23 protein-coding genes, 1 tRNA gene and 1 pseudogene are annotated in these 25,154 nt (G+C 68.4%); 14 read left to right on the top strand and 11 right to left on the bottom strand.

The window, feature by feature from the left end; genetic code table 11:
• Positions 1–67: 67 nt before the first annotated feature.
• From JGU66_13900 to JGU66_13890, 3 genes are read right to left on the bottom strand one after another with little or no spacing between them, the layout of a single operon-like run.
• Positions 68–1,090, bottom strand: coding sequence for a tRNA pseudouridine(13) synthase TruD (locus JGU66_13900; GenBank protein ID MBJ6761862.1), 1,023 nt, complete (start codon positions 1,088–1,090; stop codon positions 68–70).
• Positions 1,087–2,418 (bottom strand): DUF4388 domain-containing protein, encoded by a 1,332-nt coding sequence (locus JGU66_13895; GenBank protein MBJ6761861.1) that lies wholly within the window; start codon positions 2,416–2,418, stop codon positions 1,087–1,089. The genes JGU66_13900 and JGU66_13895 overlap by 4 nt, the downstream gene beginning before the upstream one ends.
• A 7-nt stretch (positions 2,419–2,425) precedes the next feature.
• Complete coding sequence (locus tag JGU66_13890; protein MBJ6761860.1) at positions 2,426–3,460, bottom strand: thioredoxin domain-containing protein; 1,035 nt, start codon at positions 3,458–3,460, stop codon at positions 2,426–2,428.
• Between the two features lie 72 nt (positions 3,461–3,532).
• On the opposite strand from JGU66_13890, the gene JGU66_13885 reads away from it, so the two are divergent.
• Together JGU66_13885 and JGU66_13880 are read left to right on the top strand one after the other, a co-directional pair.
• Positions 3,533–4,594, top strand: a complete 1,062-nt coding sequence (locus tag JGU66_13885; protein ID MBJ6761859.1) for an asparaginase — start codon at positions 3,533–3,535, stop codon at positions 4,592–4,594.
• A 72-nt stretch (positions 4,595–4,666) separates the two neighbouring features.
• On the top strand, positions 4,667–5,578 hold the full coding sequence (locus JGU66_13880) for a GGDEF domain-containing protein (protein ID MBJ6761858.1): 912 nt from the start codon (positions 4,667–4,669) through the stop codon (positions 5,576–5,578).
• A 10-nt stretch (positions 5,579–5,588) separates the two neighbouring features.
• Here JGU66_13880 and JGU66_13875 read toward each other — a convergent pair whose 3' ends face one another.
• Positions 5,589–7,148 (bottom strand): HEAT repeat domain-containing protein, encoded by a 1,560-nt coding sequence (locus JGU66_13875; protein ID MBJ6761857.1) that lies wholly within the window; start codon positions 7,146–7,148, stop codon positions 5,589–5,591.
• Positions 7,149–7,301: 153 nt separating this feature from the next.
• On the opposite strand from JGU66_13875, the gene JGU66_13870 reads away from it, so the two are divergent.
• The 8 genes from JGU66_13870 (at position 7,302) to JGU66_13835 (ending at position 14,983) form a co-directional block, all read left to right on the top strand.
• Positions 7,302–7,496 (top strand): 30S ribosomal protein S21, encoded by a 195-nt coding sequence (locus JGU66_13870; GenBank protein MBJ6761856.1) that lies wholly within the window; start codon positions 7,302–7,304, stop codon positions 7,494–7,496.
• A gap of 105 nt (positions 7,497–7,601) precedes the next feature.
• Positions 7,602–8,060: a GatB/YqeY domain-containing protein gene (locus JGU66_13865; GenBank protein ID MBJ6761855.1), complete on the top strand. Its 459-nt coding sequence runs from the start codon at positions 7,602–7,604 to the stop codon at positions 8,058–8,060.
• A 330-nt stretch (positions 8,061–8,390) separates the two neighbouring features.
• A complete protein-coding gene (gene dnaG / locus JGU66_13860) occupies positions 8,391–10,199 on the top strand; it encodes a DNA primase (protein MBJ6761854.1) in 1,809 nt (602 codons plus the stop codon).
• 93 nt (positions 10,200–10,292) lie between these two features.
• Complete coding sequence (gene rpoD / locus JGU66_13855; protein MBJ6761853.1) at positions 10,293–12,431, top strand: RNA polymerase sigma factor RpoD; 2,139 nt, start codon at positions 10,293–10,295, stop codon at positions 12,429–12,431.
• Positions 12,432–12,511: 80 nt separating this feature from the next.
• On the top strand, positions 12,512–12,868 hold the full coding sequence (locus tag JGU66_13850) for an MGMT family protein (GenBank protein MBJ6761852.1): 357 nt from the start codon (positions 12,512–12,514) through the stop codon (positions 12,866–12,868).
• A 55-nt stretch (positions 12,869–12,923) separates the two neighbouring features.
• A tRNA-Ile gene (locus tag JGU66_13845) sits at positions 12,924–12,996 on the top strand.
• Positions 12,997–13,328: 332 nt separating this feature from the next.
• Positions 13,329–14,135 carry an SGNH/GDSL hydrolase family protein gene (locus tag JGU66_13840; protein ID MBJ6761851.1) on the top strand — a complete coding sequence of 269 codons (807 nt, stop codon included), beginning with the start codon at positions 13,329–13,331 and terminating at the stop codon, positions 14,133–14,135.
• Positions 14,132–14,983: an NAD(P)H-binding protein gene (locus JGU66_13835; protein ID MBJ6761850.1), complete on the top strand. Its 852-nt coding sequence runs from the start codon at positions 14,132–14,134 to the stop codon at positions 14,981–14,983. The genes JGU66_13840 and JGU66_13835 overlap by 4 nt, the downstream gene beginning before the upstream one ends.
• Before the next feature lie 4 nt (positions 14,984–14,987).
• Here JGU66_13835 and JGU66_13830 read toward each other — a convergent pair whose 3' ends face one another.
• The 5 genes from JGU66_13830 to JGU66_13810 all read right to left on the bottom strand — a co-directional run bounded on the left by JGU66_13830 (position 14,988) and on the right by JGU66_13810 (position 18,974).
• Positions 14,988–15,593, bottom strand: coding sequence for a TetR/AcrR family transcriptional regulator (locus tag JGU66_13830; protein ID MBJ6761849.1), 606 nt, complete (start codon positions 15,591–15,593; stop codon positions 14,988–14,990).
• A gap of 165 nt (positions 15,594–15,758) precedes the next feature.
• Positions 15,759–16,145 (bottom strand): VOC family protein, encoded by a 387-nt coding sequence (locus tag JGU66_13825; protein ID MBJ6761848.1) that lies wholly within the window; start codon positions 16,143–16,145, stop codon positions 15,759–15,761.
• Between the two features lie 204 nt (positions 16,146–16,349).
• Entirely contained in the window at positions 16,350–16,769 is a 420-nt protein-coding gene (locus JGU66_13820; protein MBJ6761847.1) for an ATP-dependent helicase HrpB, read from the bottom strand.
• 152 nt (positions 16,770–16,921) lie between these two features.
• On the bottom strand, positions 16,922–17,935 hold the full coding sequence (locus JGU66_13815) for an NAD(P)-dependent oxidoreductase (protein MBJ6761846.1): 1,014 nt from the start codon (positions 17,933–17,935) through the stop codon (positions 16,922–16,924).
• Positions 17,936–17,966: 31 nt separating this feature from the next.
• On the bottom strand, positions 17,967–18,974 hold the full coding sequence (locus tag JGU66_13810; protein ID MBJ6761845.1) for an NAD(P)-dependent oxidoreductase: 1,008 nt from the start codon (positions 18,972–18,974) through the stop codon (positions 17,967–17,969).
• A 187-nt stretch (positions 18,975–19,161) separates the two neighbouring features.
• On the opposite strand from JGU66_13810, the gene JGU66_13805 reads away from it, so the two are divergent.
• Both JGU66_13805 and JGU66_13800 read left to right on the top strand, forming a co-directional pair.
• The gene (locus JGU66_13805) at positions 19,162–19,791 is read left to right on the top strand and encodes a TetR/AcrR family transcriptional regulator (GenBank protein MBJ6761844.1); all 630 of its coding nucleotides are present in this window, start codon (positions 19,162–19,164) and stop codon (positions 19,789–19,791) included.
• A 12-nt stretch (positions 19,792–19,803) separates the two neighbouring features.
• A pseudogene (locus JGU66_13800) lies at positions 19,804–20,145 on the top strand (LysR family transcriptional regulator).
• A 120-nt stretch (positions 20,146–20,265) separates the two neighbouring features.
• On the opposite strand, the gene JGU66_13795 reads toward JGU66_13800, so the two are convergent.
• Together JGU66_13795 and JGU66_13790 are read right to left on the bottom strand one after the other, a co-directional pair.
• Positions 20,266–20,679, bottom strand: a complete 414-nt coding sequence (locus tag JGU66_13795; protein ID MBJ6761843.1) for a nuclear transport factor 2 family protein — start codon at positions 20,677–20,679, stop codon at positions 20,266–20,268.
• A 199-nt stretch (positions 20,680–20,878) separates the two neighbouring features.
• Positions 20,879–21,787: a LysR family transcriptional regulator gene (locus JGU66_13790; protein ID MBJ6761842.1), complete on the bottom strand. Its 909-nt coding sequence runs from the start codon at positions 21,785–21,787 to the stop codon at positions 20,879–20,881.
• Positions 21,788–21,938: 151 nt separating this feature from the next.
• Here JGU66_13790 and JGU66_13785 point away from each other — a divergent pair, with 151 nt between their 5' ends.
• Together JGU66_13785 and JGU66_13780 are read left to right on the top strand one after the other, a co-directional pair.
• Entirely contained in the window at positions 21,939–22,799 is an 861-nt protein-coding gene (locus JGU66_13785) for a haloalkane dehalogenase (GenBank protein ID MBJ6761841.1), read from the top strand.
• A gap of 645 nt (positions 22,800–23,444) precedes the next feature.
• On the top strand, positions 23,445–25,067 hold the full coding sequence (locus JGU66_13780) for a DUF2079 domain-containing protein (protein MBJ6761840.1): 1,623 nt from the start codon (positions 23,445–23,447) through the stop codon (positions 25,065–25,067).
• Positions 25,068–25,154 lie beyond the last annotated feature (87 nt).

Raw genomic sequence — 25,154 nt, 5'->3', positions numbered from 1 at the left:
GTCGAGGGACAGCCGTCCCTCAGCAATTCGGAGTCCCCTCTCGCGAAGGCACTGTCGTGTCGAGGGGTCAGCCGTCCTTCAGCAGCTCGTGGAGGACCTCGGTGGCGTAGGAGCCGCGGGGCAGCTCGAACGTCAGCCACAGGTCTCCGCCCTCGGGCGTGAGCACGGGCGAGCCCAGGCGCACGCGATAGGGCCGGCGACTGCCCTCCGTCTCGCCGCCGCCCCGCAGGAAGTCGCTCGGGGTGACGCCCTCCTCCACGAGCAAGCGCGCCTCCAGTTCGGCGACCTCGCCCTGCGCGGCCGTCATCTTCGGACCGAACAGCGGACCGGCGGGGCTCACCTCGAACGAGGCCACGCGAGGGCCATCCACCTCGGGGGCCTCGCAGACGAACAGGCCACCCGTCTCCTCCTTGCGCAGCACGTCTCCGAGCAGGGCGGTGGCGAACGTCCCGGCTTGCAGGCGCAACACCAGCGCGCGATTGAACAGCCGCGACTGGAAGGCGGACAGGAACAGCTTGCGCTGGAAGCGATCCGGCCGCTTGGGCAGCCGCTGTCCCAGGACGAGCAACTTGCCCTGGTCCGCGTTGTCGCCGGCCCGGCCGAAGCGCTGCTCCCCGAAGTAGTTGGGCACGCCTTGCGCGGACAGCCGCGCGAACGTCTCGCGCGCCGCCTCCACGTCCTTCACGTCGCGCACGCGCAGGCGGAAGCGGTTGCCGCGCAGGTGGCCCGTCCTGAGCTTGTTGCCATGCCGCCGCGCCTCCAGCACGCGCACGCCGTCCAGGGAGAACTCCCCCAGGCGAGGCTCGGCGACGGCGGGCACGGACAACCACTGGCGCGTGACGGCGTGACGGTCCTTCATGCCCGCCACGCCCACGTCGTCCTCGCGCACGCCGAGCGACTGGGACAGCGCGCGCACCACCTCGCGCGTGTCGCGCCCGCGCTTCTCTATCCAGAGATACAGGTGCGTGCCGTCTCCGGACGGGAGGTAGGCGGGAAGCTCCTCCACCTCGAAGTCCTCGGGAGCCAGCTTGAAACCACCACCACAACCGGGAACGTCCGCGGTCAACCGCGGGAGACTGCTGTCCGTCACGATGCCTCGAGGGTCGCGAGAAGCTCTTTCACGCGGCGGGCGAGATCCTCATCCGCGCGGGACTCCAACAGCTCGCCGGCTTGGAAGAGGAGGAAGAACATCACGTCACTGAGTGCCTGCTTGAAGGACGCCAGCGGCTCGCTGCCGAGCTGTGCGCGGTGGCGCTCAAACGCCTCCATCAGCTGAGCCTCGGGCAGGCTGCCATCCGCTGCGAAGGCCAGGCCCTCCAACACGGGCGAGGACGACAGCGCCTGGCCGGAGAGCGCCGCATTGGCCGCGGCGATGAACTCGCGGTCCATGCCCTGCCGCGACACCTCGTCGCGAATCTCGCGGAAGATGAAGTTGAAGACACGCGCGACCGGGCGCGCATCCACCGGAGCGGGCCGAGGCGTAGGCGCAGGACGCGTCGCCGGCACGGGCGCAACCGGACGCTTCTCCACGGGCGCGGCCACGGGAACCACACCCGTCGGCTTGTCCGACAGCGCCGCGAAGCCCCCCTCCAGCAGCCGAAAGACGACCTTGGTCGCGTCGAACTCGGACAGCTTCGCCGCGTGCCCCAGCTCCAGGATGGTGCGCCGCCCGTCCAGCAGGGCCAGCACCCGGTCCTCGTCTTCCTCCAGCTTGCCGTCCGAGGGGCGCTTGCGCGTGACGTACAGGCGCCCGTGGGGGATGCGCTTCCGGAAGTGCGCCATCTCGTCGATCTTCCGGATGCTGTCCATCAGCAGACTCTGCGTGGAGAGCTGGATGGTGTGGCCCGTCTTCTCGTCCATCGGCTGATCGATGAGGAAGAAGGCACCTTCGCGGCACAGCACGATGGCGTGGAAGATCTCACTGACCTGGTGCGTGACGCACTTGAACAGGTCATGCGCCTGAAGCACGCCCCGCTCCACCAGCGCGCGCCCCACCTTCGAGGGCGGCTGCTCGCGCAGCACCTGCTCGACGACAGCGCGCTCCACGTAGCCCAGGCGCACGAGCACCTCGCCCAGACGATCCGCCGGATCATCCGAGCTGGCGCCGCGCACCTCGCCCTCGCGAAACAGGACCGTTCGCTCGCCGCCCGGCGTGTGCACCCGGATGACGCCGCTCCAGCGCGACTGGCTCAGGAACGCGATGAGGTCCGACAGCGGGAAGCCGCCGGCGTCACCCGCCAGCACCACGCGCGGCGTGGGGATGGAGCCCCCTTGCGGCGGCGTACGAGAGAAGACGAGCAGGTCCGGCGTGGTGGGCACCAGCGTGTACGCGCCCGAGCGCCCCGACAGCGGCGCCGGCCCCATGCGGTCCTCGGGAACGAGCTGCGAGGCCCCTTCGATGCGGAAGCGTTGCGTCATCCCCGCGTCAGTCAGCGGACCATGCGTTGTTGTTGGCGCGCCACTCCAGCTCGTCCTCCAGGCTGTGGGCGAGCATCTCCGCCTCATATCCCAGGTCGTAGAAGCGCCCGTTGAAGAACACGGACGGCGTGCCGGTGATGGCGGCCGTGCGCCCCTGGGCGCGGAACCCCTCCAGCTCCTGCTTGTACTGGTCCGTCTTCAGCACCGCGGCCAGCTTGGCGCCATCCAGGCCCAGCGACTTGGCCAGCGCGGGGAGCGCCTCGGGCTTGAGGTTCTCCTGGTGCTCGAAGAGGGCGTCGTGCATCTCCCAGAACTTGCCCTGGTCGCGCGCCCAGAGCGCCGCCTGCCCCGCGGGGATGGCGTTGGCGTGCATGGACAGGGGGAACGGCAGGTAGCAGAAGCGCACCTGTCCCGCGTTCTTCTTCGCGAAGCCCTCCAGGATGGGCCGGGCCTTGCCGCAGAACGGGCACTCGAAGTCAGAGAACTCGGCCACCGTCACGGGGGCCTTGGGGTCGCCCTGGCACATGCGCGGATCAATCTTGAGCTGGGCGCGCGGCTCGCGGAACGAGGCGTAGTACTTGGACAGCGTGACGATGACCTCGGTGGCCGGGCCGCCATCCGCCACCATGCGCGCGGCCAGCCGGGCCATGCGCTTGGCATGCTTGCAGTTCGTGTGACCCTTGAGACAGGCGCCCAGGGTGTGCGGGCAGCCGCAGTAGCAGAACTCGTCGCTCATCACCGTGGCCAGCTCGCGCTTGGCGGCCGGTGAGAGCGCCGAGAAGTCCATCCCGGGGATGCCGGTGAGCACCGCGGCGGGATCCGACGACGGCGTGGCTGGAGCGGCCGCGGCAGGCGTTCCGGAGGTAGGCGTAACGGTGCCGGTCGGCGACGTCGGCAGGGGCACCGAGGTGGCCAGGGACTCGCGCGGGGCGGGAGCGGGCGACGGCGCGGCGGCGGACGGGGGGTTCTGGGTGCAGGCGGGGCCCGTCAGGACCATGGCGGCCAGCAGAGGAACGACACGCTTCCAGCAGGGGAGGAGCACGCCGCGGGTCTTAGCCATGCGCGCAAAGCTTGTAAAGGAAGGCAGGCTTTGGCAGGGGAGGGTCCCTTGCCCATGCCCAGAGTCCTGCTCCTTCACACCGGTGGAACCTTGGGGATGGCCGGAGGACGCCCGTCCGCCCTGCGTCCCGCGGCCTTCTTCAAGACGCTTCGCAAGCGCGCTCCAGAGCTGTTCCAGCTCGCCGACATCGAGCTGGAGCTGTTCTGCAACGTCGACAGCTCGGAGATGCAGCCCGAACTGTGGAGCCGCATGGCAGCACACCTTCATCAGCGCCTCCCCCATTTCGACGGGGCGGTGGTGACCCATGGCACGGACACGCTCGCCCACACAGCAAGCGCGCTGTCGTTCATGCTGCGCAACCCGCCCTGCCCCGTGGTGCTGACGGGCTCGCAGCGGCCGCTGGGGGAGATCCGCTCGGACGCGCGCCTCAACCTCATCGACGCGGTCCTCTCCGCGCTGCAGGGCCCGCGCGAGGTGACCATCTGCTTCGACTCGCACCTCTACCGGGGCAATCGCACGCGCAAGGTCAAGGTGGCCGAGTACGACGCCTTCGAGAGCCCCAACTTCCCGGTGCTGGGCACGCTGGGCGTGGACGCCACCTTCGAGCCGGGGCTCAAGGCACGCGGCCCCTTCCGCCTCTTCGAGCGGCTCGACTCGCGCGTCTTCCTCTTGAAGGTGTACCCGGGCCTGGACCCCGCGCTGCCGCTCCAGCTCCTGCCGCACGTGAAGGGGTTCGTGGTGGAGGCGTATGGGGCGGGGAACTTCCCCATTGATCCGGAGCTGGGCCGCTCGCTGCGCCCGCTGTTCACCCAGGCGCGAGAGCGCGGGGTCCCGGTGCTGGTGGTGAGTCAGGCGCACCGCAACGGGGTGGACCTGTCACTCTACGAGTCCGGCGCGGCGGCGCTGGCCGAGGGCGCGGTGGGAGCGGCGGACATGACCCCGTCGGCCGCCCTGGTGAAGCTGATGCAGGGGCTGGCCTACCACCCGAACTCTCCGGAGGCCCTCACCCGCTTCCTCAAGACCCCGGTGGCGGGCGAGCTGACCGTCGGGCGCATGACAGTTCCCCCACCCTCCCCGGCGCGGCGCCGGTCCGCGCGGTCCGCGCGAGCGAAGTGACACGCCGGGTGGCGATCCATGCGGCGGCGAGCTTGCCGCCGCGAAATGGCGGCCCCTAAGATGGGAGACGCGATGTCCGAGGAGAAAACTTCCGTCCATTCCATTTCGGACCTGCTGGGCAGCGCCCAGCAGCAGAGCGCGTACCTGATCGTCATCAGCGCCAAGTCCGCGGCGGGCATCGGACGGATGTTCAAGCTGGATCGCTCGGAAGTGGTGCTCGGTCGCTCGTCCGAGGCTCAGTTCCAGGTCGAGGACGACGGCATCTCGCGCAAGCACGCCAAGGTCGTGGCCATCGGCGATGGCCGCTTCCAGCTGGTGGACCTCGGCAGCACGAACGGCACCTATCTCAACGGGCTGAAGGTCAGCGCGGCGCCGCTCTACGACGGGGACAAGATCCAGATCGGCTCCAACACCGTCCTGAAGTTCTCCATCCAGGACGCGCTGGAGGAGCAGTACCAGCGCAGCATCTACGAGTCCGCCACCCGGGACGGCCTCACCCGGCTCTACAACAAGAAGTACTTCATGGAGACGCTGCGCAAGGAGTTCGCGTACTGCCTGCGTCATCAGGTGCCGCTGTCGCTGGTGCTGTTCGACGTGGACCACTTCAAGCGCATCAACGACGTCTATGGCCACCCGGCCGGAGACTTCGTGCTGACGCGCATCGCGCAGCGGGTGAGCGACACCGTGCGCACCGAGGACCTCCTGGCCCGCTACGGCGGAGAGGAGTTCGCCCTCATGCTGCGCGAGTCCGCCGAGGACGCCGCGCTCGCGTGCGCGGAGCGTTGCCGCGTGGCGGTGGACCGCAGCGACTTCATGTTCAGCGGCACGCCCATCAAGGTGTCCATCAGCCTGGGCGTGGCCACGCTGCTCGACTCGGACTTCTCCCAGCCCGAGGACATCATCGGCGCCGCGGACAAATACCTGTACCGGGCCAAGCACGCGGGCCGCAACCGCGTGGATGGCCGCAGCATCAGCGGCCCCTGAACCGCGCGCGCTACCGCGTAAAGCCCAGCCGGCGCAGCCCCTCGCGCGACACATGCTGCACATGGCTGTCCGCATCGTGGCTGACCGCCGCGGACAACGCGGCGACCGCGAGCGGCCCACCAATGTTCGTCAGCGCCTGCGCCGCGGCCACGCGCACCTCCACCACGGGGTCCTCGCGCAGACACTCGGCCAGCGCCTTGACGTGCGGCGGCCGACCAATGCGCTCCAGCGCCCGGGCCGCGGCGGCACGAACCACCGGATGCTCCGAACCGAGCAACTCCGCGGCATCATCCCCGTGCGTCGACTGCCGAGGATCCGCCACCGCATCCAGGGCCGCCGCCACCACTTCTGGCGCGGGGTCTTCCAGCGCACGCGCCGCGGCCTGCGCCCCCTCGGCACTGCGAGGCATGGACGCCAGCGCGCGCACCGCTCCCGCGCGGACCGCGGGGGCCCGATCCGACAAGTAGCTCCCCAGCTTCCGAATATCGCGCGAGGTCTCGGGACATTCACCCAGCAGGGCCACGGCCTCGCCGCGCACCGCAGCCGGACGGGCCTTGTCCGAGGCCACGTCGTGCAGCAGCGCCGCGCAGCCCTTGTCGCGAGCCAGGACCTCCAACCATGGGCGCGCGCCCTCGCCAGTCGTCGCGGCCTGGAGCTGCTTCGCGAGATACACCCGTCCCCCACTGCCATCCGCCAGCGCACGTGCCGCCAGCTCGCGGGCGCGGCGGTCGTCATCCTCCAGCGCGGCCTCCAACTCCTTGCGCGCCAGCGGGCCATAGATTCGCAACGAAGCAAGCGCCCCGCGCCGCACGCTCGCGTCCGCCGAGGTGAGCTGCGGTCGCAGCGCGTCCAACTCCTGCGAGTACACCGCGAACAGGCGATTGACGCGGGCCTCATCCGCGGGCCGCGCCTCGTTCAAGAGCAGCTGCCCCACGGACGTCTGTCGCCGCGTCGCCACCGCCTTGAGGGACGCGGCCACGGCGGCATCGCCCGCCTCGGGCCGCCCCGCCATGGCCTCCAGCACCACGCGCGCTGGCGAGCGACTCAGGAAGACGCCCAGGTGCGCGAGCGCTGCCGGACGCACGGACTCATCCGTCGCGTACAGCTCCAGCTCCAGCGCCTCGCGAATGGCGTCGCGGCGCGCCCATACTCGCGCGGCGGCGGCCGGCCCTCGCGAGCCCGCCTCCTTGAGGAAGTCCGCGGTGGATTGCCCCTGCTCGGCCGCGGCGCGCGCAGCGGTGAGGCACGCGTCGAGATCCGAGCCAGGCGAGGTGTCCACCACCCAGTCCGCCAGCACGCGGCGCTCGGTGACACCCTTGCTGCGCGCCTCTGCCTTCACCGCGCCCCAGCGCACGCGCCAATCCGGATCCGTGCGCGCGGACGCAAGCACGCGGCGGTCCTCGCCCTGCGAGCCGACGACAGACAGCCACGAGTCCACGCGCCCGCCCGTCATGCAGCGCGCGTAGGCCTGCGCTCGCAGCGTGCGGTCCGTCACATGTCGCTGACAGGACACCCAGCAGGCCGCGGCGCCCGTGCTGCCACGCTGCTGGCCGGCCGCCAGCAGCACCATCAGGAGGAGGGCAGGGCTCACGAAGTGGACACTGTAGCCCAGTGAACGCAGGGTTTTGGTCGTGCGTCCTTGCGTTTTGCGGGCCGCTGGGTAATACCCCCTGCCCTTTTCAGGAAGTCCTACATTCCAGCATCGGCGGAAGGAGGTGACAGTATGCCCGGTATTCGAGTCAAGGAAGGTGAGTCCATCGAGAGCGCCCTGAAGCGCTTCAAGAAGGCCACCGAGAAGGCCGGAATCCTCTCCGAGATCCGCAAGCGCGAGCACTACGAGAAGCCTTCCGTCAAGCGCAAGAAGAAGGCGCTCGCCGCCAAGAAGCGCGCCGTCAAGAAGGCCCGCAAGTCGTACTAAGCGCGCCTCGCGCCGAGGAGCCGGGGTTTCGTCAGACGGAACCCTGGCTCCCGTCGCTCGCAGTTCCCGCTGTACCCTTTCCCGCCACCTCCGGGAGTCCCGAACATGGCCACCTTGAAAGAGCGCATCGACGCGGACCTGAAGGACGCGATGCGGTCCAAGAACGAACTGACCACCAGCGTGCTGCGGATGCTGAAGAGCTCCGTGAAGTACAAGGAAGTGGAGCCGGGTGCCTCGGCGCTCGACGACGCGGGCGTGCTCCAGGTCATCGCGGGCCTCATCAAGCAGCGCCGGGACTCCGTCGAGCAGTTCCGCGCCGGTGGCCGCCCCGAGCTGGCCGAGAAGGAAGAGGCGGAGATTTCCGTCCTCCAGGGCTACCTGCCCCAGCAGCTGTCCCCCGACGAGTTGATCGCCGCCGTCCAGGCCGCGATCGCCGAGGTGGGTGCGAAGGGCCCCAAGGACATGGGCGCCGTCATGAAGAACGTGAACCCCAAGGTCCAGGGTCGCGCCGAGGGCCGGGCCATCTCCGAGGCCGTCAAGGCGCAGCTCGCGAAGCTGTCCTGAGCGGTCTCCTCCGTCCCGGGCACTGTGCGGAAACTCACGGTGCCCTCCCACCCGGTGGGGAGCGCTGAGCGGTTTTTTTGATCCGCCGCCCGCGCCCCATTAAGGGCTACCCGCAGGAGCATCGTCCGCTGCCCACCCAGGGGCCGGCGTGGCTGCTCCGCAGGAGTCCGTGAACGTGCCCATCCCCTCCTCCGCGTCCGCCCCCCACGGGCCGCCCACCGCCCGAGCGGGGTGCGCCTGTGCGGGCGAAGAGTCGCCGGGGGACGTCAGGCTGGACTGGAAGGATGCCTCCCAGGCGCCCTGGCCAGCGCGAGCCGCGGGGGGGATGGCGTGATTCCAGAACACAAGATTCAAGAAGTCCTCGAGCGCGTCGACATCGTCACGCTCATCTCCCGGCACGTGGAGCTGAAGAAGGCCGGCCGGGAGTTCAAGGGCCGCTGCCCCTTCCACCAGGAGAAGACGCCGTCCTTCTACGTGGTGCCAGAGAAGCGGTTCTATTTCTGCCACGGCTGCCGGGCGAGCGGCGACGCGGTCTCCTTCGTGCAGCGATACCTGGGCAAGACGTTCCTGGACGCGGTGCGCGACCTCGCCCGCGAGGTAGGCATCGACCTGGAAGCGGCGCAGGACCCGGGGATGCGCGAGCGCCAGGAACTCAAGTCCGCCACGGACATGGCCGCCGAGCACTTCCGCGCGCTGCTCTGGCAGGAGGACGAGGGCCGCGCCGCTCGCGCCTACCTCCACAGCCGGGGCGTCTCCGACGAGGTGGCCCACGCATTTGGTCTCGGCTGGGCGCCCCACGCCTGGAGTCTCCTGGCGGACCGCTTCCAGAAGCACGGCATGCTCGAGTGGGGCATGAAGGCGGGCCTCGTCCTCAAGCGCAACTCGGGCGACGGCTGCTTCGACTTCTTCCGCAGCCGCCTCATGGTGCCCATCCGCGCGCCGGAGGGCCGTCCCATCGCCTTCGGTGGCCGCGTGGTGGGCGTGGAAGACGGCGGGCCCAAGTACCTCAACTCGCGGGAGTCCCGGCTGTACAACAAGAGCGAGACGCTCTTCGGGATGGACCAGGCGCGTGATGAGCTGCGCAAGCGCAAGGGCGCGGTGCTCGTCGAGGGCTACTTCGACTGCATCGGGCTGCACCAGGTGGGCGTGAAGCACGCGCTGGCCCTGTGCTCCACCAACCTGACCGCGGGCCACCTCCAGGTGCTGCGCCGCGCCGAGGCGCGCGACCTCACGCTGCTCCTGGACGGGGACGCGGCGGGGCTCGCGGCCGTCGAGCGGCTGGCGGGTCCGCTGCTCGCCGCTGGCGCGCCCACCCGCGTCGCGCTGCTGCCCCAGGGAGACGACCCGGACACCTTCGCCCGCCGCGAGGGCGCCGAGGGCGTGGAGCGCCTCCTGGAGGCCGCGCAGCCCCTCACCACCTACCTCTTCGCCACCCTGCTACCGCAGGGCCGCTCGGCCACCTTCGAGGAGAAGATGGCCGCGCTGGAGCGGCTCAAGCCCGTGGCCGTGCAGGTCCCCCCGGGTCTGGTGCGCTCCGCGTTGTTTGGCTCACTGGCGGACCACTTCGGCTGGCAGCCGACACAGATTGAAAACTCGCTGCGCGCCAAGACGCCGCCCCCCGCCCCGCCTGCCCATGAGGCCGCAGTTCGCCCCGCTCCCCGCCCGGTCGCCGAGCGCCCTCCCCCCGAGAGCGAAGCGCTCTACGTGGCCGCCGTCCTCCGCGAGCCTCGCCTGCTCGCCCAGGACACGTTCCGCGTGTGTGACGAACTTTCCCACATGGGGCTGCGCGTGGTGCTGGCCCACGCCACGTCGGGACGCGGCACGAACGACGCGCTGTTCGAGACAAGTGAGCTGGTGAAGAAGGCCATCGACGCAGCGTGGCGGCGACTCTCCGAGGGAGGGCTCGCCCTGGAGACCGAGTTCATCCTTGTCTGCCGAGACATCATGCTGCGGCGGATCGCCGAGCGGCTCGTTTATATAAAGCGTGCGACAGAGCAGACGCCGGGGGCGTTTGATTTGACGGAGGAGACTCGCCAGCTCCTGGCCGAGCGCATCGAGTTGCTGGCTCTCAAGAAGCGCATCGAGGACGAGTTGCGCCCATCCGGAGCGGGAACAAAGGCCCCAATGCAACCGGTTTGAGTTCGCGTTTGTAAGAAACCTCGACTTTGCGGTAGATCGGCCGGCTCGCCCCAGGCCTCAAGCATCTGATTTTCCTCAAGGAGAAGTACCCGAATGCCGACGCAGAAGCCCTCCAAGGGGTCCGTGAAGCCCACCAAGAAGAAGGTGGATCCGGTGATCCGCAAGAAGAAGGCTCCGGACGCTCCGGCGGCGGCGGTGGCGAAGGGTGCCAAGGCGGGCGCCGAGGAGAAGGAGGCCGTCGCGAAGGAGGCCACTGCCGCTACCGCTGAGGCCACCGAGAAGACGAAGAAGAAGAAGGGCGTAGCGGCGATCGCCGACGACGTGGATCCCGAGGAGGCCGCCGAAGAGGCCGCCGCCGCCGTCGAAGTGGACCCGGACGCCGTCGAGGACGACGTCGAGGAGGACCCGGTCGCCGAGCGCAAGGAAGTGAAGGACCTCCTGGCCGCTGGGCGCGAGAAGGGGTTCCTCACCTACGACGAGGTCAATGACGCCCTGCCTGCGGACATCGTGTCGTCGGATCAAATCGACGACGTGATGAGCATGTTCGGCGACAACGACATCGAGATCGTCGACGCGCAGAAGGCCGCGCAGTCCAACGAGATCAAGCCCACCGTCGCCGTCGAGGAAGAGAAGGAAGAGGCCGACGAGGACGAGAAGGACGAGGACGACGAGCCGGGTGGCAAGTCGAACGACCCCGTCCGCCTGTACCTGCGCAAGATGGGCAGCGTCAGCCTGCTCACGCGCGAGGGCGAAGTCGAAATCGCCAAGCGCATCGAGGAGGGCGAGAAGGAAGTCCTCCGCGCGCTGCTCGCCTGCCGCGTCGCCGTGGCGGACATCCTCGACATTGGCAACCGTCTGAAGACGGGCAAGCTGCGCGTGCGCGACGTCATCAAGGACGCGCCCGAGGAGACCAACGCCGAGGGTGGCGAGGAGCCGGCCGAGGAGGGCGTGGACGGTGAGGGCGCTCCGGCGCAGCTCGCGCAGAGCGAGCTGAACAAGATTGAGCAGATCTGCAAGCAGATCGAGCGCTTCCGCAAGTTCGCGAAGGATTGCGAAGTGCTGGAGGAGGAGCTCGGCTCGAAGAAGAAGCTCACCGAGGTGCGCAAGAAGGAGCTGAAGCAGGAGGTGAAGGACCTTCGGACCAAGATGATGGAGGTCCTGGAGGAGATGCGGCTCAACAAGAAGCAGGTGGACCGCATCGTCATCAACCTGAAGGCTCTCATCGAGCGCGTCGACAAGGCCGAGGACGAGATCCGCGACCTGGAGCGCCGCTATGGCGTGTCCGTCAAGGAGCTGCGCCCGCAGCTCAAGGAGTCGCGCGAGAACCCCACCATCGCGAAGAAGCTCCAGAAGCAGCTCAACTTCACCCCTGAGCAGCTGGAGATGCTCGACCGCGACGTCCGTACCGCGGTACGGAAGATCAAGCGCGTGGAGGAGGAGGCCAACCTTCCCCACGAGGCGCTGCGTCGCAACTACGATGCCATCCGCCTGGGCGAGAAGCGCGCCGAGCGCGCCAAGAGCGAGCTGGTGGAGGCGAACCTGCGCCTCGTGGTGTCCATCGCGAAGAAGTACACGAACCGTGGCCTCCAGTTCCTGGACCTCATCCAGGAGGGCAACATCGGCCTCATGAAGGCCGTGGACAAGTTCGAGTACAAGCGCGGCTACAAGTTCTCGACGTACGCCACCTGGTGGATCCGTCAGGCCATCACCCGCGCCATCGCGGATCAGGCCCGCACCATCCGCATCCCGGTGCACATGATCGAGACCATCAACAAGCTCATCCGCACCAGCCGCTACCTCGTGCAGGAGATTGGCCGCGAGCCGACGCCCGAGGAGATCGCGGAGAAGATGGAGCTGCCGCTCGACAAGGTCCGCAAGGTCCTGAAGATCGCCAAGGAGCCCATCTCCCTCGAGACGCCGATTGGCGAGGAAGAGGACAGCCACCTGGGCGACTTCATCGAGGACAAGAGCCTCGTGTCGCCGGCGGACGCGGTCATCAACATGAACCTGGCGGAGCAGACCCGCAAGGTGCTGGCCACGCTGACGCCGCGCGAGGAGAAGGTCCTGCGCATGCGCTTTGGCATTGGCGAGAAGAGCGACCACACGCTGGAAGAGGTGGGCCAGGACTTCGAGGTGACGCGCGAGCGCATCCGTCAGATTGAGGCCAAGGCGCTGCGCAAGCTGCGCCACCCGAGCCGCTCCAAGCGGCTGCGCTCCTTCGTGGAGAGCTGACGCACACCTTCCTCGTGAAGGCGTGAGGCCCCCGTTCCCAAGTCGTGGACCGGGGGCCTTCGTGTTTCTAGAGTCCGCGCGTGGCCCAGAAGAAGACAAAGTCAGCGAAGGCTCCCGCGTCCGCTCCCCTGCCCTTCTCCGAGGCCGTGCGGCGAGCGGTGAGAGCGATTCCGCGCGGACAGGTGCGGACCTACGCGCAGGTGGCGCTCTACTCGGGCAAGCCCGGCGCGGCGCGCGCGGTGGGGCGGGAGATGCGCATGTTGCCCCCGGAGCTCGCGAAGAAGGACGTGCCCTGGTGGCGGGTGGTGCGCGCGGACGGGACGCTCGCGTCGCCCGTGGGAGACCGGCAGGCGAGCCTGCTGCGCGCCGAGGGGCTCCAGGTGGACGAGCGCGACGGTGGCTATCGCGTGAAGGTGCCGCCGCAGGCCTTGGACTGAAGGGCCCTCTTGCCAGCCCCGCGCGTCGAGCGATACTCAGCCCCGCGCGTGATGAGGGCCCTTAGCTCAGCGGTTAGAGCTGTCGGCTCATAACCGATTGGTCCCTGGTTCGAATCCAGGAGGGCCCATTCCCCTCAAAGCCTCGCAGCGCTGCGGCACTCTCCATCGAGGCACCGGGGCGAGAATCGCCTCCGCTGCGTGCCCAGCCACCGGCGCCGCCGTGGCGGAATGACGGCGGATGGCCTGACGCTCAGGGGCCTGCGCGAGCACGACCCCTGCGCGTTCGGGCGTGGAACCTGAGCAAGTCACTCGCCGCTGCATCAGGACGGAGTCATTTCAAAGGGTTGGCCGCGGGGCAACGCGAGCTGACCGTGCTGCCCCTGTCCGGTACCTCTATGCCTCCCCCCAATCACTGGAGACGGAGCACATGGAATTGTCACCTGAGCAGAGGCGCTGGCTCATGAAAGTCCTTCAACCGGAGAGGACCGTCTCGTCGCTTCCGGGCGGTAGCAAAGTATCGGCCGAGACGTGCGCCGCCTTGCTCGGCCTCGAGCCGGAGACGTACCTCGCCGAGCTCGCTCAGTTCCAGAAGGGCGCAAGAGAAGCCGCACAAGGGCTGCTCGCGGAACCCGAGTTCAGCCGGATGCTGGAAGAACTACCGTTGAGCAAGAGCGCGCGCATTGTCACGTTCGGCGACAGTCACACGGCAGATCCTCAATCCTGGGCGGTCATTCTCCGGGAGCTGGTGGCGGCTCAGCGTCCCCAAGATGAGGTCTCCGTGGCCATCAATGCGGGCGGCGGAGAGACAACCACGCATGGGTTGGTGCGGCTAGGGAACGCCCTCGTGCAGAAGCCGGATTGGATCATCTTCTTCATCGGTGTGAATGACGCGCGGTATCAAGGCCCGAACGCGGGCAAGACGCTCGTGGACGCCCATGAGACGGCGCGCAACCTGGAGGAGCTTCGCTCCCGTGCCGCACAGGGGACGCAGGCACGTCGCCTGTGGATGACGCCGCCCCCGGTCCTCGAGGAGCGCGTGTCGAAGCACTGGGGGCTGTCTCGCTTCGGAGTCCGCTTCCGCAACGAGGACGTCCGCCGTGTCGCGGAGGCCATCCGTGCCCTCGAGGAGCCCACGGTCGACCTCTTTGCGGCCTTCGGCGCATCTCCACCGCCTGAGTTCTTCACGGAGGATGGCCTGCACCTGTCGCTTGATGGTCAGCGACAGGTCGTCCGTGAGCTCATGCGAACCTGGAGCCACGTTCAATGACATTCTTGGTGACTGGCGCGACAGGCAATATCGGCTCTCTCGTCACCCATCGCCTCATCAAAGGTGGGCATCGTCCCCGCGTCTTTGTCCGGGATGCAGCCCGAGCCCAGGCGCTGTTCGGCGACGAGGTTGACATTCACGTCGGCGACCTGGCCAAGCCAAGCCCCGCTCTCCGGAAGGCACTCACCGGCAGCGACGGCGTGTTTCTCCTCAACAGCGGGCCACGCCTCGCCAGTCGAGACCGAGTCGTCGTGGAGGTCGCTGTGGAGGCGGGTGTCAAACACATGGTGAAGCTCTCGACCCTGGACGTCCGGACCGGGGTGGGAACCGGCCCATGGCACGCGCGCGGCGAGGATGCGATCCGGCAGAGCGGGTTGCCGTACACGTTCATCCAGTCAGCCGCCTTCATGTCGAACGTGCTCGGTTGGGCTCACTCGATTGCCGCGGAAGGGGTCCTCCGTTCCTCGACAGGGCAAGGGAAGATCGCCTTCATTCATCCCGACGACCTCGCCGACGTCATCACTCACGCACTCACGACGAGCGAGCACATCGGAGAGTCCCTGGTGATCACCGGACCCGAGGCGCTGAGCTACGCAGCCATGACAGCCAAGATTGGCGCGGCCATTGGGAAAAAGGTCCGCTACGAGGAGCTCTCCGACGAAGAAGCCCTCGAATCCGCACTCGTCTACGCAGGGGGCCGGCAGTATGCGGACGCGCTCGTGGACATCTGGCGTGCCATCCGAGACGGCAGACTGACGACTATCACGGACGGCGTTGAGCGGCTCCTCGGCCGCAAGCCCCTCTCATTCGACCGCTGGGTCCAACAGAACGCCGAAGCCTTTCAGTGAACCGTCATGGCCGGTCCAGGTAATGGAGGACCGTCCGGATGACTTCGCCCTTGGCGCGCTCCGCCGTGAAGGGCGGGCGCGCTTGGGGCACGGCGTGGATCAGCACCTCGACCAGGTGAGGCAGGACGAACAACATCCGGTCGCCTTCCTGCGGGCGGGAGGGGCCGACCTCGGGCGGTGGAATCACCAGCTCGAAGACCATCTGAAGCGCTTCCTTGAACCCGAGCGAGGAAGCCGGGACGGCGGCGGAGATCAGCTCGTGGAGCTCAGGCTCGACGATGTGGGCATCCGCCAGTCCTTCCACGAGGCAGGTCGCGAACTCGTCGATGGAACTCGAGGCGCATTGCGCCACGGCACGTTCCATCCGGTGCTTCACATCCTCCACATGGCGCTCATGAAGCGCATTGAAGATGGCCTGCTTGTCCGGGAAGTACTGGTACAGAGAGCCGATGCTGACCCCCGCCACCTCCGCGATGCGGTTGGTGGTGACCGCTCGGGCTCCGTGCCTCTTGAGCACCCTGGGGACGGCGTCGAGGACGGCATCCACCGTCTGCCGCGAGCGCTCCTGCTTTGGCTGGCGACGGCTCTGCGTGCTCTCGTCGTTCTTCATCTGCGGACCTGTTCAGGAACGACCACGCCAGGGACAGCTCAAGCCACCGAACGCCAGGCGAAGAGGACTTGGAGCCCTGTAGATACTTGAGAGTACGACCTGGTGCCAATGTCCATAGGAAGGATGAGGGCACCACGCTCTTCATGCGCATCAGGGGGAACCGAGTTACTCCGCCTCGTGACAGACGGCCTCGATGTTGTGGCCGTCCGGATCGAGCACGAAGGCACCGTAGTAGTGGGCGTGGTAGTGGGGTCGCAAGCCGGGTGCGCCGTTGTCCCTCCCGCCCGCGGCGAGGGCCGCCTCGTAGAAGGCGTCCACCGCGGCGCGAGAGGACACGCGAAACGCAATGTGGATGGGCGGATGGATCGCCTCTCCCTGCGCGATCCAGAAATCAGACCCGTCCGCATGGCAGAAACCTGCGCTCTCTCCTCGGGCAGGATGCGTGGCCGGCAGTTCGACCAGCCGCGAATGGCCGGTCGGGGCGAGCGCTCGCGAGTAGAAGGCCTTGCTTTTCGCATAGTCGCTGACGACGACGCTCAGGTGATCGAACACGAGAACTCCTTCGGGTTGGCATGGCGATCCTAAACCGAGGGTCGTGATTCACGATCAGGTTGAGGGGCAGTCAGGCGCGAGCCGAGCGGGAAGAAGAGAGCAGGGACACCTCTCGCTCGGCGCTGCGTGCACAGAAGACCTGAGCGCGAGAAGTCCCTGAGAGCTACCCGTGCTCCCCGAGCCACGAGCACGCGCCGAGGGTCGCTATACCTGCGTCTTGAGGACGTCCTTCAGTCCGTTGGTACCCTTCTCCACGATTCGACTCACGAGGTCCAAACCCTGCGCGTAGCGGTACATGGACGCCTGAAGCGACAGCAGCTCCGCGTTGGAATAGCTCGAGCCCGACGACGCGGACCGGATGAGTTGGTCCATCACGCGCTGCCCCTGCTCCAGTTCCTGGACGAAACGGGAGATGCCGTGGAGCACCGTCCCGTCCAGCTTCGCCACCGGGGGCACCACTCCCACGGAGGCGACCCCCTGGAGAGCGCTCGGGCTCGGGACGGGGTGGGCCTTGTCTGCGAGGACGCCATCGAACCGGGAGGCCTCGAACTTCTCGACCCGCGCGAGCGGCGGCGCGGGCTGCGGCGGAAGCGGCAGGGGGGCGGCGGACAGCGGGCTCGTCATGGGATGCGCTCTCTTTCGGATGCGGAGCGGGGACGCCAACCGCGAGTATCCGCGCCAGGGCTGACAGCCTCCTGGCGCGGCACACGAGGCGCGGCGCACGAGCCTTCCTCCAGCGTCGTCCTCGCGCGGGCACGCGCGCCGCGCTCCCCACGTCACGCGCGCTGAATCCGCGTGCCCCACGCCTTCAGGCGCTCGACGACGTGGGCCGAATCCAACACACCCTCGGGCGAATAGAGCCCGGGTTTGACGGGCGCGCCGCCCACGAGCCCCACCAGTCGCTCCACCGCGAGCGCCACGCCCTTCCCGCTCAAGCCCGAGTGCACGTCGCCATCCACGAGCGTGTGGCGCACGTGCGCCGTCGTGCCGTCCGCCAGCTCACCGGTCAGCTCGATGATGACCTCGTGGCCCGGTCCCTCGCCAGGCTTCCGACTGGACGCGGCCTTCACCGCGCCGTCGAGCCGCACCGTGCTCGCGCCCGTCACCGCCGCGAGCGTGGCCACGTCCAGCAGTGGATACGCGCGGCCCTTCCACTGCGTGCCGTCCGCGCCCTGGAAGGTCCGCGTCACGTCCTCCTCCGAGGTGGCCCAGAGGAACTTCCCGTCCTTGCGGATCAGCGGACTGGGGACGCCCTTGGTCAGGCGCTCCATGTCTCCGTTGGCGGCGGGACCTCCCACGTCCTCCTCGTCGAAGACGGCGCCGATCTGGATGGCGTGGACCTTCTTCAGCTCGTGTGCGAACTGGAGGGTGGCCAGGGCCACGATGCCGCCCAGGAAGTTCCCCAGGAGGAGCACGGGAGAGGCCGTGGGGTGTTGGATGTGGAGGGCGACCGCCGGGCCGATGTCGAAGACGAAGTCGGAGAAGGAGACGTACGGCACGCCCTTCTCTTGCGCGTACTTCATCGTGCGCAGCGAGTCGTCCTTGAGCAGCACCACCATCGCGCTGAAGGCGGCGTCCGGTGGCAGCCCCAGGTCCTCGCGCTCCAGGTCGATGCGCACGGCCTCCGCGCGGCCCAGCTCCCGGGCGAGCATCGCGGCCTTGTTCACGTCGCGTCCTCCGATTCGGAGGGCCAGCTCCGGGTGCAGTTCGCGCAGGGCCTTCACGGCGCGACGTCCGACGACGCCAGAGCCACCGATGACGAGGACGGGATTCAGATTCGATGCGTTCATGTTGGGATTCCTGTGGGGAGAAGAGTGGACGTCACGCGCGACGAAGCCGGGTTCCGAACTCCTGGAGTCGGCGCAGCAGGTACTCCGGCTCGATGAGGACATGGGGGAGGTAGAGCCCCGGTGCGACGGGCGCGCCTCCCGCGAGGCCGAGCAACCGCTCGACGCCCACGGCCACGCCCACCGCCGTCACCGGAGCCTGCCCTTCCGGGTGCAGCAGCTCGTGACGTACACGCGCGCGAGTTCCATCGTGCAGCGTGCCTTCGAGCTCGAAGATGATCTCGGTGGAGAAGGGCTCGCCCCGGCGGCGCGACGCGGAGAGGCCCACGGCGAGATCGAAGCGGATGGACTTCGCCCGCGTCGCGGCGGCGAGGGCCACGGGGTCCATCAGCGAGTACGCCTGGCCCTGGAGGTCATTTCCCTCCGAGTCTCGGAAGGTGCGCAGCGCCGCGTCGCCACCCACCCACCGCCACTGTCCGTTCTCCAAGATGAGGCTGTTGGGCGCGGCCTTCTGCCGGTCCAGGTCCGCGTACGCGGCGGCCCCGCCCAAGTCCCGCTCGTCGAGCACGGCGCTGATGGCAATGGACTCCAGCGCGCGGAACTCCCGAGCGAACTGGAGCACGGGCAGCGTGGTTGCGCCCACCAGGTAGGTGCTGCCCAGGAGGATGGGCGAGCGCGTGGGCTGGTGCATGTGGAGGGCGACCTCGGGAGCGACCTCGAACAGGCTCGTGGAGATGCCCAGGTACGGCAGCCCGTGCGTCTGTGCGTACCGCAGCGAGTTCAGCGTGTCGTCCTTCACGAACAGCACGACGGCGCTGTAGGCGCGGCTCGCGGGCTGGCCCAAATCAGGCCGGGACAGGTCCACCGTCGTCGCGTCGGCGAGGCCGACCTCGCGGGCCACGGCCTCCGCGCGGGGGAGAGCCCGGCCGCCAATCGTGAGCGGCAGGTCCGGTTGCAGGCGACGCAAGGCCTTGGCGGCCACGGAGCCGACGACGCCCGAGCCACCAATGATGAGGACGGGTTTGTGAGAGTTCAAAGACATGACGGGTGCGCTCCCCTGCCCCAGGGGCAGTGGTTGAGGGTGCCGGCGGGCCGGCGGAGATGGCGCTGCGTTGACCCTACTCAAAGTAAGTTACCAATAGTAGGTTCGCCACGATTTCGACGAGGCGGGGGCGGTTGCGCGTCCGCGTCGAGGCGGCTAAGCCCCAGGGGTGCCTCCGCGACGTCCCATGAGTGAGCCCTCCTCCAAGAAGCTTCCCAAGGCCCAGCGACGCGAGCAGTTGCTCGACGTGGCGATGGCGGTGGTGAGGGAGGAAGGCACGGACGCGCTGACGCTCGCCCACCTCGCCGAGCGCGCGGGCGTCAGCAAGCCCATCCCCTACGAGCACTTCCAGTCACGCGCCGGGCTGTTGATGGCCCTGTATGAGCGCATCGACGCGGCGCAGGTCGTCGAGTTCAAGGAAGCGCTTCAGCGGGCGCGACGCAAACTGGAGGACGTCGCCAGGGTGATGAGCAGCGCGACCATGCACTGCTACCGGAGCATCGGCCCCGAGCAGCACGCCATCTCCGCCGCACTCAGGGGCGACGGGCAAATGGAGCACTTCTATCAAGGCGTGCTGGACCGCCATGTGGACCTCTATCAGGGCGCGCTCGCGCCGTACTGCGAGCTGTCGAAGGAGACCCTGCGGCAGCGCTGCGTGGGCATCGTCGGAGCGGCGGAGGCAATCTCCTGCGACATGCTCCGGGGCGCCATCTCGGAGAGCGTCGCCACGGCGACGCTGAGCTCGCTCATCGTCTCCTGGTTGTCCGCGCGCAAGGAGGGCCGGCCCGCCACGCGTTCAACGCCCGCGTTGAAGTAATGCAGTCGCGAGGTGCTCAACAGCGTCACCATCGACCCGCGTCGGACGCTCTGCACGGTGGCCGAGGAAGGCCGTACCTCCGAGGCGGCCCGGCGCCTGGGCCAGGGACAACCCACTGTCAGTCAGGCCATACAGCGCCCCGAGAAACAGCTCGGCCTGCGCCGCTTCGACCGCAGCAGCCGCGTCCCTCGCCTGACGATGAAGGGCGAGGCAGTCGTCGCCGTAGCCCAGCGACGACATGACGACCTCGCCACGTTCCAGACCGTCGTCGGTCGGCTCAAGAGTGGAGAGGAGACCCAGCTCGCGCTCGTCGTCCAGGCCATGCTTCCCATGTCCGCGCTGCTGTCGTTCGTGACGGTGGAGACGACCTTCAAGAAGCGCGGGGCTTCGATCCACTTGTTCGCGGAGAAGCGCGGGATTTTCGTCTGGCTTTGCGCCGGCCAGCGGGGGGTGGATGGGAGTGCTGGTCCTGCGTCAATCGGGGTTGGAGGGAGGCGGTGCGGGGAGGCTGTGCGCGAGGACGACCCACCAGCGACCGTCGCGACGCTGGCACACGTCGGTGAAATGCCCCACGTCTGTGACTTCGGAGCCGTCGGGGAGACGCACGCGGGCCCGCTGGGTGCCGGTGAGGACGCCGGTGTCGCCGAAGACGTGGGCGCGCACTGTCTCGGTCTCGACGGAGAGAATGGTGCCAGGGATGGCGGCGGTGTTGGCGAGGAAGGTCGTCAGGTCTGTCTCCACGTCGCCCACGCCGCGAAAGACGAAATCCTTGGCCATCAACCCCTGGAGGGCCTGGGTGTCGCGGGCCTGGATGGCGCGGACGATGGATTCCTCGAGGGCGAGGAGGGCACGGACATCCTCTGACTGACTGGTGTGTTGGGAGGGCATGGACGGTGGGCTCCAACGGGTCGTTGCGTCGCGAACACAGGCAGTCATCAGCAGCGCGACGACGAGGATGAAAGCAGGGCGAGGGAACACGTGTTGCGTTTGAGCATGTTCTAGAGGGTGAAGCCAGACTGGGGTGCCACCCGCCCCTCCGCCTCGCGTGCTTGGGGATCTGCCCATCGTGGCGAGAGGCCCACCGTCGTCACGGCAGAACGCCTCGCCGCACCAGTTCGCGGAAGTAGCGCGCCGCTGGGTCGACGTGGGTTCGCTCGTGCCAGCACATCGATATCTTGACGGTGCGCCCGGGGTACGGCGCATCGACAGGCTGCACCGCGAAGCGTGCCCCGTGCTCTTGCACGAGTGACTCCGGCAACGTCGCGACCAGCTCCGTCGCCGCGACGACCGCCGCCGCGGCGGTGAACGAGGGCACCGTCATGACGACCTCGCGTGGAATGCCTGCACGCGCATAGGCAGCCGCCACCGCGTCTCGGAAGTTCTTTCCTGGCACCATCTCCACGTTCACGTGGTGGAGCCCGCCCAATGCCCGCGCCGACAGCCGCTTGCCCATCAGGGGATGCCCTCGGCGCGCCACGAGCACCGTGCGCTCCGTCAACAACGGCTCGAAGTGCAGACCCGCGCCCTGTCCCGCCAGGCCCAGATGCAAGTCGACCTGCCCCGCCCCCAAGTCCCCCAGCGAGACGAGCGAGTCGATCCCCACCACCTTCAGCCGCGCGTCCGGCAGCTCCTCTCGCATCAGCCCCGCGATGCGCGGCACCCACGTGAGCTGCCCTCCATCCGAGACCGCCAGCGTGAAGGTCTGCTTGCACCGCAGCGGCTCGAACGGAACCTCGTGCAGCGCGAGCTCCATCTCTCGCAGCCCTCTTCCGATCGCGGGCGCCAACGCGAGCGCCCTCGGCGTGGGGACGATGCCTCGCCCCTTGCGCGTCACGAGCGGATCCCCGAGCAGGGCTCGGAGCCGAGCCAGACTGTTGCTGATGGCTGACGGCGTGACGTGGAGCCGTTCGGATGCGCGAACCACGCTGCGCTCGGCGAGCACGGTGTGGAGGACCAGGAGGAGATTGAGGTCGATGGCCCCGATCTGAATGCTCATGAATCGTGAGGTTACTGCTCACGAATCATCACGGCCAGGAACGTCTCACCGGCCCCATATTGCGCCCATGAACAGACTGCTTGGCTGTCTCGTCATCGGCGCGCTCCTGGCGTGCCACTCCACTCCCGCCGTTCTCCCCTCGCGCACGCCCATGCCCAGCCTCCACCAGGTCCCGGTCCTCGACTCCTTCATCTCCTACCGTGAGGAAGGAAGCGGCTCGCCCATCGTGTTCCTCCACGGCAACCCCACGTCCTCGTACGTGTGGCGCAACGTGACGCCCCAGCTTGCCGACCGGAGCCGAACCCTCGCGCCCGACCTCATCGGGATGGGGAGCTCCGGCAAGCCCGACATCGCCTATCGCTTCGCGGACCATGCGCGATACCTCGACGCCTGGTTCGATGCGCTCAACCTGCGCGACGTCGTGCTCGTCGGCTACGACTGGGGCGGCGTGCTGGCCTTGGACTGGGCCTCGCGACACCCGGACCGCGTGCGCGGCGTCGTGATCTTCGAGACGTTCCTCCGACCGATGCACTGGAGCGACTGGCCCCCCCAGGGCGAGCAGATGTTCCGCGCGCTGCGCACACCGGGCGTCGGCGAGAAGATGGTGCTCGAGCAGAACGAGTTCCTCCCTCGCTCCCTTGGCAACGGCGTGAAGACGGGACTCACCGAGAGCGCCCGCGAGGCCTACTCCGCGCCCTTCCCCACGCCCGCGTCACGCCGCCCCATGCTCCAGTGGCCGCGTGAGATTCCCATCGACGGCGAGCCCGCCGACGTGGTCGCCGTCGTCGAGCACAACGCCGCCTGGCTTGCCCAACCCTCCGCCAAGCCGGCGCTCTTCCTGACGTTCGCCGACACCGGACTCAGCAAGCCGGACATCATCGAGTGGGCGCGCACCACCCTGCCAGGCCTCGAAATCGCCAGGCTCAGCCCGGCGGGACACCATGCCCCAGAGGACGTGCCCGACGACATCGGCCGCGCGCTCCGAAGCTGGCTCGACCGTCACGACTGGTGAGCCCCTCGTGGCGTGTGGGGGCCGTCGAGGTGCGTCGTGCACGCCCGCGTACACACGCGGGCGTGCATGCGCCACCATGATTGGCCTCGGACTTGCGGGGTGGCGTGAAGGCCCCAGCTGCCCGTCGCATCGACGCGGCGGCCCGCAGGCCCCGGCTCATGACCGATGGGTCCCGGGTTCGAATCCAGGAGGTCCATTCCTCTCAAATCCTTGCAACGCCTCGGACACATCTCGAAGGCATCTGTGTATTGCGCTGCGCCCGCCGCGCGTGAGTGGCCTGGGTTGGTAGACAGAATTGCCTCGCGACAAGCTGCGAGACTCGGTGCGGCTGTCCTTGTGCCGTCGGCGGCGAACCACATGAGTGTGAGTCGCGTACTCGTGGACTCAACGCAGCGACTGGGGTGTCGAGCTCGCGAGTCGTGCGCAGTCACGCGCATCCTTCCGGACGAAGACTCGGACCGGGCTCGGGTCCGCCACCTCCTCGAACCGGGAGTCACCTTGGAGCGTGCCGAGCCATGACAGCGTCGGGCACATCGCGGGCCCGAGGTTCCCAGGGAGGAAACGTGGGTGACGTGATTGGGGTAGCACCGCGCGAATCCCAGAATGGAATGGTGAGAGTCGCGCGCCTCCCTGATAGAGGGCCTCATGCGCGTCCCCATGGACCTGCCGCCGACCGTCTTGGCGCCCACCGAGGTGCCGTCCGAGCACGCGCTGCGCCGCGCGTCCTGGGGGTTCGCCGTCTATGCCATGGCGCTCTGCGGATTGGCCGTGGCCTCGGGGCCGCTGTCGTGGGTGCACCGGGAACTGGGCGCGGTCCGCTCGTGGCAGCTCCTCCTGCATCCTCTGTTGGTGCTCTGGTTGTGGCGCTCGGGCGCGTTTCCCGTCCTGGAGCGCGTGTCGTTGGGACGGAGGCTGAAGGTCGCGCTCGCTCTGTGCTCGCTCGGCTGGTGCCTGCTGCTGCAGCTCTGGCGCTACCACGCGTTCAGCGTCAACGGCGTGGACTTCAGCATCTTCGACTGGATGCTCTACAGCACGAACCACGGGCGATTCATGTACTCGCCCATCTACGACGTGAACCACTTCGGAGTGCATCCGTCATACGTGATGCTGCCGCTGGTGCCGCTGCATCGGCTGTTCGAAAGCCCGCTGTTGCTGGTGGGTATCACGGCGCTGGGAGTGTGGGGCGCGGTGCTGCCACTGTGGAAGCTGGCGACGCGCGCGGGACGTGGCGAGGCGCTCGCGCTGCTCCTCTGCGTGGCATACCTCACCAGCCCCTGGTCCAATCGCTTGCTGGATGGTGGCTTTCGTCCGGAGGTGCTCTATCCGCTGTGCGGCCTGATGCTCGCGTGGGGATGGGTGGAGCACCGCGCGGCGCTCTGGGCCCCAGCCTTGGTCGCGTTCCTGGCGATCAAGGAGGATGCGGCCCTGCACGCGAGCGCGCTGGCCTTGGGCGCGCTCCTCTTCGAGCGGTCGCGTCGTCGAGAGGCCCTCGGCGTGCTGGGCGTGTGCGTGGCGCTGTTCATCCTCAACACCACGGTGGTGCAGCCCTGGGCGCTCGCGCAGACGGGGAAGGTGCGGCCGGGCTACCTGGACTTCTGGGGGCAGCATGGGAGTTCGCTGGGAGCCATTGCGCTCCACATGCTCAGCTCGCCCTGGACTGTGGTGTCCGACATCTTCCGCTCAGGATGGTACCGGCTGTTCTTGCCGGCGCTGTTCCTGCCGCTGCTGTCGCGTCAACCGTTGGTGGCCATGTTGCCCTCGCTCTTTCTCTTGGGCAGCGCGTCCAACCCCACCATGCATGAGTACCGCCTGTATTACCCCGTGACGCTGCTGCCCTTCTTCCTGTGGGGACTGCTGGAGGCGCGCGAGCGATTGGGGCAGTGGGGATGGTCCGAGGGGCGTCGCACCGCGCTCTTCGCCGTGGCCGCCCTGAGCTTCCCCTTGTGGGGAGATGGCTACGCGCGGCTGTGGCCACTGGCGCTCGAGACGCGCGCCGTCGTCAGGGCCACGGCGGTGGAACTGGGCACACCCACGGGTCCGGTCTGCGCGCAGACGGTACTCTTTCCGCACCTGCCCTACGCGCTCGCGCCGCGGCCCTTGTTCGATCTCGCGTGCGCGCGCACACCAGGAGCGGTGGTGCTCGTCCACCCCGAGTTGGATCCCTGGCCCCACTCAAAAGAGGCGCTGACGGCCCTGGTGGCCGAGGCCACCGCGAGGGGCGAGGCGGAGCCACGAGGGGAAGGACTGGTGCTCCTGCGCCCGCGCTGAGGTGGTCCCCGTGCGAGTCCCGCGACCATTCGCACGCATCCGCGCCGTGGAGACTCGCGGGTGAAATCCGCGTCCTCGCGCACATCG

The organism is Myxococcaceae bacterium JPH2 (assembly GCA_016458225.1).
In the GTDB taxonomy this organism is placed as follows: domain Bacteria; phylum Myxococcota; class Myxococcia; order Myxococcales; family Myxococcaceae; genus Citreicoccus.
Note: the sequence above shows the minus strand (reverse complement) of the source record. Positions and strands in the feature narration are given on the sequence as shown.